Here is a 10,667-nt window from a genome sequence, read left to right as displayed (position 1 = left end):
TGCGAGGCCGGAGGAACTGCGGTGAGCACGAGCACGAGTACGGGCGGGAACGAGGCTCGGGGCGGGACGGCGGGGATCCAACTGCCGTCGATGGACTGGGAGATGGAGGAGGAGGCGGCAGCGGCACCGACGACCGGTGCCGCTGCCGCCGCCGTGGCGGCCGCGCCCGCGACGGCGGAGGCGCCGACCGAGCAGGTCGCCGTGCCCGAGTACGGGCCGGTGACGCCGGAGGCGTCCGCCGCCGCCGTCCCGCCGATCGCGCTCGCGGTCGCCGCCGAGCCCGACCCCGGGTTCGGCCCGGGCGAGGAGCCCGGGGCGCTGGAGCCGGTCGTCGCCGGGTCGGAGCACCTGGAGGGCGAGGAGCCCGTCGAACCGTCCCGCCGCCCCCGGTTCAGGCGGCCCGCGCTGGTCGCCGCCGCCACGGCGGGCGTGGTGCTGATGGGCCTGCCGTTCCTGCTCACCGACGGCGCCGACAAGGACAAGCGGGGCGACAACCTCGGCGTCAACCAGCCGGACACCCACCTCGTCGAGGGCCCGGAGATCGACGACGTCCCGCCGCCCGTGCCGACCGGCCCGCCGACGGACGGAGCCCCGACGCCGGTACCCACCGACCCGCCGGTCACCGGGGACCCCGGCGCCGCCACCGCGCCGCCCGCCGACGCGGCGGCCACCGTCCCCGGGATCGCCCTCGACGGCGCGCCCGGCACCCCGGCCGTCCCGGCCGTCCCGGGCGGCCAGCCGGCCGGCGGGACCGCGCCGGTGGCCAAGGCGCCCGTGAACGGCACGCAGCAGAGCGGCAAGGCCAAGACGACCCAGCAGCCCGCCGCCGGCCAGCCGGTCTCCCAGCAGCAGCCGGCCGCGGGCCAGCCCGCCGCTCAGCAGCCGGCGCCCCAGCAGCCCGCCGCCGGACAGCCGGCCCCGCAGCAGCCCGCTCCCCAGCAGCCGGCGCCCCAGCAACCCGCCCCGCAGCAGCCGGCGCCCCAGCAGCCGGCCCCGCAGCCCACCACCCAGCAGCCCGCCCCGCCGCCGCCCGCGGCGGCGAAGGCCACCTACAGCGCCATCGGCGGCTCCAACTGCAGCACCTCCTCGGTCGCCTACGCCCAGCACGGCTGGTGGGAGCAGGGCTCCACCGGCTGGACCACCAACTCGGCCGGTGGCTTCAGCGGTTCGGGCTGCAACGGCAAGTACGTGTCGATGCCGATGTCCGGCTCGGCGACCAAGGACGACGGCAGCAACTCGGTGGTCTGGACGTTCTCCACCGCACCGGTCACGGCCGGAAGCTGCACGATCTCCGTCTACGTGCCCAACAACTCCGACCTCAAGGCGGTCGGCGGAGCGCCCGCCTACTACACCGTCCAGAACACCTCGACGCCGGGCAGCGGCACGATCGGCGACTTCTCGGTCAACCAGACCAACAAGCGGGGGCAGTGGGTCAGCGCGGGGCAGCCGTTCCCGGTGAGCGGCGGCAAGATCGCCGTGATGCTGCACTCGCGCGGCCTCGACTGGGCCGGCACCGCCACCGAGAAGGCGCACATCGCGGCCTCCGCCGTGCGCGCCGACTGCACCGCGTCCTGACGGCCCCGGCCACCGCCCCACCCCCGACGACCGACGAAGACCCCCAGGAGAGGACGGCCATGTCGCGCCATGTGCTGACGGTGTGCCCGGAGCAGCGGGGCGGCCCGTACCGCACGATCGGCGACGCGCTCGCGGCGGCCCGCAGCGGGGCGGTGATCTCCGTCCGCCCCGGCCGCTACGAGGAGAACCTGGTCATCACCAAGATGGTCACCATCACCGCCGAGGAGCCGCGCGGCAGCGTCCGGATCACCGCCCGGCGGGGCTGCGTCGTCCAGGTGGTGGCCGAGGCCGTCCAGCTCACCGGCCTGGTCGTACAGGGCCAGGACGAGGAACTGCCCGCCGTCGACGTGCCGCGCGGACAGGCCGCGCTGTCCGACTGCGAGGTGGTCGGCAGCTCCTGGACGGCCGTCCTCACCCGTCAGCAGGGCTCGCTCGCCATGCGCGACTGCCGGGTCACCAACCCGGCCGGCGCCGGCATCGTCGAGACCTCCACCGGCACCAGCGTCATCGAGGACTGCGTCATCGAACACCTCGGCACCTCGGCCGTGGTGGTCGGCGAGCGGGCCAATCCGCTGCTGCGCAACTGCGTGCTGCGCGACGCCCGCGGCAACGGCGTCTGCGCCAACGGCGAGGCCCGCGGCACCTTCGAGGACTGCGAGATCTCGGTCACCGACAAGCCCGCCGTCGCCCTGGAGGAGCGATCCACCACCCGGCTGGTGCGCACCGCCGTACGCGACACCACCATCGGCGTGTACATCAGCTCCGAGGCGCGGGTCGTGCTGGAGGACTGCGCGGTCAGCGCCACCACCGGCCACGGCATCGCGCTGGCCGCCGGCACCGACCCGGAGCTGCGCCGCTGCACCACCGCCCGCACCGCCGGCCACGGCATCCACATCACCGGCCGCTCGCGCGGGCACTTCGAGCAGTGCGAGGTCGCCGAGGCCGAGGGCACCGGCCTCTGGGTCGGGGAGCACTCCGGGCCGGTCCTGAAGGGCACCGTCGTGCGCAACTGCGGCGGCGCCGGCGTCGAACTGGCCGAGGAGAGCGCGGCCGACATCGACCGGCTGGAGATCCGGGACGTCTCCGGGGCCGGGCTGTCGATCGGCGGCGGCGCCAACCCCAGGGTGCGGCACCTGACCGTCACCGGCGCCGGAGCCGACGGCGTGGAGGCGCTGCGCGACGGCCGGGGCCGGCTGGAGGGCGTCGAGGTGCTGGACTCCGGGCGGGCCGGGGTGCGGATCGCCGACGGCGCGGACACCTTCCTCGGCGCGGCCGTGGTGCGCGGCTCCAGGGGCGGCGGTGTGCTGGTCGGCAAGGTGGGGCGGGCCGCGCTGCGCGACTGCGAGATCAGCGGCTCCGGCGACGACGGCCTCGCGGTCGACGACGGCGGCGAGCTGACCTGCACCCGGGTCCGCACCCACGGCAACCGCCGCCACGGCGTGCGGATCGGCGCCGGCGGCCGGGCCGTACTGGCCCAGGTCGAGGCGGTGGAGAACACCGGCGACGGCGTGCGCCTCGACTCCACCGACGCCGTCCGGCTCACCGGCTGCACGCTCGCCCGCAACCGCGGCTCGGGCCTGCGGCAGACCGCCGTCAACGAGCGGCTCGCGGTGGAGCAGCTGACCAGCGAGGAGAACGGGCTGCCGGACGCGCACGGCACCGCGACGGCCGCCCCCGGCGCGCCGGGGGCCGAGGGCGCCGCAGCCCCCGCCGCGGCCGGCGGCGGCCCCGCCGAGGCGGGCGCGGAGCCCGCCCGCGCGGCCGCCCCGGAGGCGCCGCCCGGACCGCTGGAGGTGCTGGAGTCGCTGGTCGGCCTGGCCGGCGTCAAGGAGCAGGTGGCCACCCTGGTCAACCTCAACAAGCTGGCCCGCCGCCGCGAACTGGCCGGCATGCCGGCCCTCCCGATGGGCCGCCACCTGGTCTTCGCCGGCCCGCCCGGCACCGGCAAGACCACCGTCGCCCGCCTCTACGGCGCGATCCTCGCCGACCTGGGCGTGCTGCGCAGCGGCCACCTCACCGAGGTCGCCCGCGCCGACCTGGTCGCCTCGATCATCGGCGGCACGGCCATCAAGACCACCGAGGTGTTCCAGCAGGCGCTCGGCGGCGTGCTGTTCATCGACGAGGCCTACACCCTCTCGGCCGGTTCGGGCTCCGGCTCGGGACCGGACTTCGGGCGCGAGGCGATCGACACCCTGGTCAAGCTGATGGAGGACCACCGGGACGACGTGGTGGTGATCGTGGCCGGCTACTCCGCCGAGATCGGCGACTTCCTGGCCAGCAACCCGGGCCTGGCCTCCCGGTTCAGCCGGACCGTCGAGTTCGCCAACTACGAGGTCGACGAACTGGTCACCATCGTCGAACGCGCCGCCGCCGGCCACGGCTACCGGCTGGCCGAGGGCACCGGCGCGGCGCTCACCCTGCTCTTCGAACGGATGCCGCGCGGCGAGGACTTCGGCAATGGGCGGTCGGCCCGCAAGGTCTTCGAGGAGATGGTCGACCGGCAGGCCACCCGGCTCGCCGAGCAGGGCGAGATCAGTGACGAGGACCTCGCGCTGCTCGTCCCCGGGGACGTCGGCGTCGAACTCGAACCGCCCGCCAAGGAGGCCGACGGCACCGAGCCGCTCGCCGAACTCCAGGCCCTGGTCGGCCTGCCCGCCGCCAAGGCCCAGGTCGAGGACCTGGTGAACCTGATCCGCCAGGTCCGCCGCCGTGAGGAGGCCGGCCTGCCGACCGCCACCATCAGCCACCACCTGGTCTTCGCCGGCCCGCCCGGCACCGGCAAGACCACGGTCGCCCGGCTCTACGGGCGGCTGCTGGCCGAACTGGGCGTCCTGCCCGGCGGCCAACTCGTCGAGACCGCCCGCGCCGACCTGGTCGGCCGCTACGTCGGCCACACCGCGCAGCTCACCAAGGAGGCCTTCGACCGCGCCCGCGGCGGCGTCCTCTTCGTCGACGAGGCGTACACCCTGACCCCCCGGCACGGGGGCGGCGGCGACTTCGGCCAGGAGGCCGTGGACACCCTGATGAAGCTGATGGAGGACCACCGCGACGAGGTGGTGGTGATCGTCGCCGGCTACGAGGACGAGATGCGGCACTTCCTCTCCTCCAACCCCGGCCTCGCCTCCCGCTTCTCCCGCCAGATCGACTTCGGCCACTACACCGACGCCGAACTGGTCACCATCGTCCGCAACCACGCCGACTCCGCCGGCTACACCTGCACCCCGGAGACCCTGGCCACCCTCCAACACCTCTTCGCCGCCGTCCCCCGCGACCGCACCTTCGGCAACGGCCGCTTCGCCCGCCAGACCCTGGAAGGCATGATCACCCGCCAAGCCGGCCGCCTCAGCCGCCTGGACATCGCCGACCTGTCCGAACTGAGCCTCCTCCTCCCCGAGGACATCACCCTCGACCCCTCCGGCCCCCCGGCATGACCCCGGCCTCCCCGACCCCCCGGGCCCCCCTCGCGCACCCCCCGCACCGTCCGGGCCTTCCGGTCGGCGAGGCGGGGGTCCTGGAGTCGCGGGGCCACCCGGGCAGGCCCGGCGCCCCGGGCCACCCGGGGCGCCGGGCGGTCGCCGCGATGGCCTGCGGCCTCGCGGCCCTCGCCCCATCGGCGGCCCCGGCGGCTGTCGCCGTACCGCCACCCACCCCGTCGTTCTCCGCGCAGCCGCTGGCAGGCCTTGGTGGGGGAGCGCTGGTGCCCATCGGGCAGGAGACTCGGTCCGGCATCGCCCTGCCGTCGTCAGTCATGGGGACTGCGGGTGGGAGCGTATCGGCGGGGCTTCCGCCCGCTGCTACGTCGGTGGTGAGGTCGCATACGGCCGCCGAGGCCGCACCGTCGGCGGCGGCGGAGCCGCTTGCCGGGATGGATGTGCCGGGGGTGGAGGTTTTGCCTCCTGGTATGTCGTTGGGGCCCCGGCAGCCAGCTGCGCCGGTTGCCGGGGCTGTGCCGTCGGTGGCGGCGGAGTTGCCTGCTGCGTCGGCGGTGGGGGTCTCGCCGTTCGGTTCTTTGCCGCCCGCTGCGGCCGCACTGTCGGCGGTGGCGGAGCCGCTCGCCGGGGTGGGTGCGCCGGGGGTGGGGGCTTGGCCTCCTGGTGCGTCGTCTGGGCCCCGGCGGCCCGCTGCGCCGGCCGCCGGGGACTCGTCGTCGGTGGTGGCGGAGCCTTCTGTCGGGGTGAGTGTGTGGTCCGGCCTCCGGCGGTCCGCTGTGCCGGTCGCGCTGGGGTTGTCCGCCGTTCCGCCGACAGCGCGAGCCCTTTCCGCCGCCGGTTCGCCGGGGGTTCCCCTTGCCGCGTCGACGGGCCTGCCGATGGCGACGCCGGGGCAGACCCCGGGGGCGGCGGGGGAGGTGCCGGTGATGGCGCAGACCTTGCCGGACGTGCGGCAGAACGGGTGCCGGAAGCCGTCCGGGCGGGCGGCGGACCGGGCCGGGTGGGGGCAGACGTATCTGCGGCCGGAGGCGGTGTGGCCGTTGAGCCGGGGGGAGGGGGTGACGGTGGCGGTGATCGGGTCCGGGGTGGATGCCTCGGCCGGGGCGGGGGCCGGGGTGCTGGCGGGGCGTCTCGCCCTCGGGCCGCGTTTCCACGGGGAGGGTGACGCCGGACGGGACTGCGTCGGGCACGGCACCGTCCTCGCGGGCCTGATCGCCGGCCGCCGGACGGCCGACGGCGGGCCTTCCGGCCTCGCGCCCGGTGCGAAGGTGCTGTCGGTGGCCGTCACCGACGACGCCGGGAGCACCAACGCCGACCTGCTCGCCAAGGGCATCCGCGCGGCGGCGGACGGCGGCGCCCGGGTCGCCGTGGTCGCGGCGCCGATCGCGGAGCCGGCGCCGGCGCTGGCCGAGGCGGTCGGCTACGCCGCCGCCAAGGGCATGCTGCTCGTCGCGCCGACGGGCCCGGACGGCCAGTCGGTGGCCGTCCCGGTGTATCCGGCCGCGTACCCCGGCGTCCTCGCGGTGGCCGCGCTCTCGGCGGACGGCTCCCCGGCGGGTGGCCAGGCGTCCGCCGCACCGGCCGCCCCCGCCGCCCCGGCCGGGAGGGCCTCGCGGGTGGACCTGACGGCGCCCGGCGAGGGCCTGCTGGCCGTCGGCCCCGGCGGCGGTGCCTTCACCGCCTCGGGCCCGAGCTACGCCGCCGCGCTGGTGGCCGGTGCGGCGGCCCTGGTGCTCGGTCGGACGCCGGAGCTGACCGTCGAGCAGCTCGCCGACCGGCTGCGGGCGACCGCCTACCGGCCCGGCACGGCGTTGCCCGATCCGACAGTCGGTTGGGGCACCGTTGACCCGATGGCGGCGGTGGCCGCCACGGGCGCCTCCGCCGCCCCCGGCGCGCCGATGGCCGCCGAGCCGGTCGTCGTCCCGCCGCCCGCCGACCACTCGGCCCGGCGGCTGGCGTCGGCGGTCGCCGGGGTCAGCCTGGGCGGTGCGGCGCTGGTGGGCCTGGCCGCGGCCGCGGTGCGCGCCGGGCGGAACCGGGTCGGCCGCCGCCCGGAATAACGGCCCCGGCCGGTACACAACGGTCCTCGGTCAATGCCCCGCAACGCCCCGCCAACGCCCCGCCAACGCGACCCCGCGCGCCCGCGTTGGGCGGCCGTTGGTCCGCCGTTGGCGGCGGCTGCAAGCGTGGCGGTGTCCGGGAGAGCGGCCCGCCCGCCGTGGCCTGCCCCCGCGCGACGAGACAGCGATCGACCCCGGTCCCGACCACACCGCCGACCGGGGCACCGACGAATGACGAACGTTGTAAGGGGCTCAACAGCCGTGGCCATCGACGCTACCGCCCACGCCGGGACGACCACCGAGGAAGCCCGGGGGCCCGTCGCCCCGCCGGCCCCCCGGCCCACCCTGGACCAGGACATCCTCGCCGAGCTGTACCGGCTGCACGGCGGCTACCTGCTGCGCGCGATGCTCCGGGTGACCAGCGGCGACCGCGGCAAGGCCGAGGACATCGTCCAGGAGACGCTGCTGCGGGCCTGGCAGAACCCGGCGGCGATGCACCGGGGGCCCGAGCACAGCCGCCCGTGGCTGTTCACGGTGGCGCGCCGGATCGCCATCGACCACTACCGGATGCAGACCGCCCGCGCCCAGGAGGTCGCCGACGAGTCCCCGGAGGACCACGCCGGCAGCCACGACCCGTACGACGAGGTGCTCGTCGCCCGGGACATGGCGGCGGCGATGGCCGAGCTCCAGCCCCACCACCGGGACGTGCTGGTCGAGTTGCACATGAAGGGCCGGTCGATGGCCGAGGTGGCCCGGGTGCTGGGGGTGCCGGTCGGCACGGTCAAGTCCCGCAACTTCTACGCCGTCCGCGCCCTGCGGCCGATCCTGGTGGCGCACGGCATGGCCTGGGCCGGCTGACGGCCTGCCACCGCTACCGACGGCCTCCCGCCCGGGGCGGGAGGCCCGCAAGCGGAACGCGGTGAACCGTTCCCGCCCCGCCGCCCGTAGACCAGGGTGGCGGCACCGCCGCCGGCGCCCGTCCCCCGTGCGGGCGCCGGCCCCCCGGCCGCCTCGGCCTCCGCTCTTGTGGGAGCGCGGACGCCGGGGCGCCCGGCCGCAGCGGCGGCCCCCCGGTCACCCCGGACCGGCGGGCCGCCCACACCCCGTGGAGCGGGGTCACCACCCCAGCAGGTAGGCCCCCCGCCGCAGTCCGGCCAGCACCGTGTCGGCCGTCACCCCGGCGTCGTCGGTGGCCGAGCCGTCCGCCTCCGCCACCGCGCCACCGTTGAGCACCACGTAGTGCAGCGCCGCTCCCGTGGCCCGGCTCTCCCGCCGGAAGGCGTCCAGCGCCGTCGGCGCGACCGAGCCCTCCACCACCACCTGGTACCCGCCCGAGGCGAACGCGAAGGCCGCCTGCGCGGTGGCCGCGAGCGCGGTCACGTTCTGCCGCCGCGCCTCCGGCCGGTCCGCCTCCACGTACCCCTGCCGGACCGCCCGCCGGAAGTCCTCCGCGCGCAGGTGGACGCTCGGGAAGAGTGCGTCCGCGACCAGTGGGGCGACCGCGCCGCTCCCGGCGCCGGCGGCCGGGTCGGAGAGGACGACCACGCTGCCCGCCCCCCGTCCGCCTCCGAGCTCCGGCCCACCTACGGTCGTACGGTTCACAGCTGCTGATCCCTTCGCGGGCCGGGGACGGACGGGGAGCCGGGGCGGGACGGCCGGAGCGGGCCGGGGCGAACCCGGCCGTACGGACAGCCGACCGTCTCGTCATATCGAGATATCGAGTGACTGCTGTCGGAGATCAACCTAGTCCACCGCACACCCCGGAGTCCTCCCCTCCCCGGACCTCCCGCGTGCCCGCGCCGTCTCCTCGCCGTCTCCTCGCCGCGCCCCCGCTCCCCGGCCGCCTCCCCGTTACCTCCGCACCCGCAGCGCGATCGGATTGGTCAGCGCCGCCATCGGTCCCCACGGCAGCTCCGGGCCCATCGAGTTGCCCCGGCCCGGCGACCCGTCCGCCCTCGGGTGCCGCACCTCGGCCCGGACGTACGCGGCGAGCGAGGCGGTGGTCCGCCACACCACCGTGCCCGCGCCGTCGGCCGGCAGCGACTCCTGGTGCAGCTGGCCCTCGTCGGTCAGGAACCGCACCGTGCCGTTCGGCACCCCGGCTACATCGAGCCGGACGTCCACCGGCGCGTCCGCCGGCACGGCCAGCTCCCCGCCGATCCCGGCCTGCCGGCCGTCGCCGGTCGCGGTGAAGTCCAGTTGCACGGCCGCCGACCCGGCGATCCAGCTGCGCCCGGCGCGCAGACCGTCCAGGACGGCGTCCCGGTCGAGGTCCTCGGCGAACACGACGGTGTGCGGCGAGCCGATCACCTGGGGGACGCTGTGCGCGTCGCTGTTGCCGATCGCGGGCAGCCAGGACCGCCCCTCCCGCAGCGCCACCGCCAGCTGGGCGTCCCAGGTGTCCACCGCCGACTCGTCGTCGTACGTCCACGGGCCGTTCCACACCTCCACGGCGTCCGCGTCCTCGTGGCCGAACTTCCACTGGCAGCCGACGTACGGGCAGTACGGGTGCGCCGGCACCACCAGCCCGCCCTGCCGCCGCACCTGGCGGGCGAACCGGGGGAAGGCCTCGTCGCGCGAGCGGTAGCGCCAGTCGACGAACTGGCCCGGCCGCAGCCCCAGCGCCAGCCAGTGGCCGTTGCGGGTGGTCACCTCCTCGCCGAGCACGATCAGCAGGTCCGGGCCGGCCAGCGGGCCCCAGACGCCGTGCGCGGAGGTGGTGTTGTGCTCGGTCGAGACGATGAAGTCCAGCTTCGCCTCGCGCGCGCCGGCGGCCACCTCGGCGGGCTGGCGGCGGCCGTCGGAGTGCACGGTGTGCAGGTGGCAGTCGCCCCGGTACCAGGCCCGCCCGCGCCCCCGGGCGCGCTCCGGCGGGTAGGCGGGGGTGAACTCGCCGCCCGGCGCGCCGGACCGCAGCGTCACGTCGACCCGGTACTCCAGCCCCTGCGGCGCCACCTGGTACGGGCCCAGCACGACGTGCCACCGGCCCGGGCGGACGGGGCCGGGCAGGTAGCCGGGCGTGGCCTGTTCCCGGCTCACCGCGAACTCCGTGCGGAAGCCGCCCGACCAGCCGCGGAAGCCGCGCCCGCCGAGCTCGGTGCCGCGCTCGTCGAAGAGCCCGATGTCGCAGGAGTTGCCCGGGGTGCCGGGCGGCACGGGGGGCTTGTCGTACCGGTAGGAGACGGCGATCTCGCGGACGCCGGCCGGGACGTCGAAGGGGAGGTACACGAAGTCGGGCGCACCGGTCGGCAGCTTGCCGGTCAGGGTGATCGTCCGTTCGGCCCCGGCGGCCCCGTCCGCCGCCTGTGCGACGCCCGCCGTCGTCGCCGTCGCCGTGGCCGCCGCCACCGCGCCGAGCGCCCCGGCCGCCAGTAACCCGCGCCGGCCCGGCAACGCCTTGTCGTCGTGCCTGTGCTCCGTCATCGGAAGCCTCCGCTCTCGCCGGGATGTCGGGATGTCAGCGGAGTCTCGTACCCTTCCCGGTGAACCCCCGGTGAGCCGGGCGCCACGGCCGTGCGGCGGCCCCGTGAAGGCCGCGCCCGCTTGCACGGGCGGGCACGGCGGCCCTGAATGGAGGGGCGTGGATCGGTGGTCCCTGACG

At 76.6% G+C, this 10,667-nt stretch carries 6 protein-coding genes; 4 read left to right on the top strand and 2 right to left on the bottom strand.

Annotation, left to right across the window (positions count from 1 at the left end):
• The first annotated feature begins 21 nt into the window (after positions 1-21).
• The 4 genes from ACFZBX_RS14905 (at position 22) to ACFZBX_RS14890 (ending at position 7,924) form a co-directional block, all read left to right on the top strand.
• On the top strand, positions 22-1,575 hold the full coding sequence (locus ACFZBX_RS14905) for a hypothetical protein (RefSeq protein WP_391534155.1): 1,554 nt from the start codon (positions 22-24) through the stop codon (positions 1,573-1,575).
• 59 nt (positions 1,576-1,634) lie between these two features.
• Entirely contained in the window at positions 1,635-5,006 is a 3,372-nt protein-coding gene (locus tag ACFZBX_RS14900; RefSeq protein ID WP_391534153.1) for a right-handed parallel beta-helix repeat-containing protein, read from the top strand.
• 926 nt (positions 5,007-5,932) lie between these two features.
• Positions 5,933-7,066, top strand: coding sequence for a S8 family serine peptidase (locus ACFZBX_RS14895; protein WP_391534151.1), 1,134 nt, complete (start codon positions 5,933-5,935; stop codon positions 7,064-7,066).
• 261 nt (positions 7,067-7,327) lie between these two features.
• On the top strand, positions 7,328-7,924 hold the full coding sequence (locus ACFZBX_RS14890) for a sigma-70 family RNA polymerase sigma factor (protein ID WP_391534149.1): 597 nt from the start codon (positions 7,328-7,330) through the stop codon (positions 7,922-7,924).
• Between the two features lie 258 nt (positions 7,925-8,182).
• Here the strand turns inward: ACFZBX_RS14890 and ACFZBX_RS14885 are convergent, their stop codons facing one another.
• Positions 8,183-8,668 carry a hypothetical protein gene (locus ACFZBX_RS14885; protein ID WP_391534147.1) on the bottom strand — a complete coding sequence of 162 codons (486 nt, stop codon included), beginning with the start codon at positions 8,666-8,668 and terminating at the stop codon, positions 8,183-8,185.
• 249 nt (positions 8,669-8,917) lie between these two features.
• Positions 8,918-10,489, bottom strand: a complete 1,572-nt coding sequence (locus ACFZBX_RS14880) for a CehA/McbA family metallohydrolase (RefSeq protein WP_391534145.1) — start codon at positions 10,487-10,489, stop codon at positions 8,918-8,920.
• Positions 10,490-10,667 lie beyond the last annotated feature (178 nt).

The organism is Kitasatospora sp. NPDC008115 (assembly GCF_042957205.1).
Classification (GTDB): Bacteria; Actinomycetota; Actinomycetes; order Streptomycetales; family Streptomycetaceae; genus Kitasatospora.
This window is presented reverse-complemented; position numbering and strand designations above follow the sequence as displayed.

Bases quoted from the DNA above. Each gene is read 5' to 3' on its own strand.
- ACFZBX_RS14900 (WP_391534153.1), top strand. From the start codon at position 1,635: ATGTCGCGCCATGTGCTGACGGTGTGCCCGGAGCAGCGGGGCGGCCCG.
- ACFZBX_RS14895 (WP_391534151.1), top strand. From the start codon at position 5,933: ATGGCGCAGACCTTGCCGGACGTGCGGCAGAACGGGTGCCGGAAGCCG.
- ACFZBX_RS14880 (WP_391534145.1), bottom strand. From the start codon at position 10,489: ATGACGGAGCACAGGCACGACGACAAGGCGTTGCCGGGCCGGCGCGGG.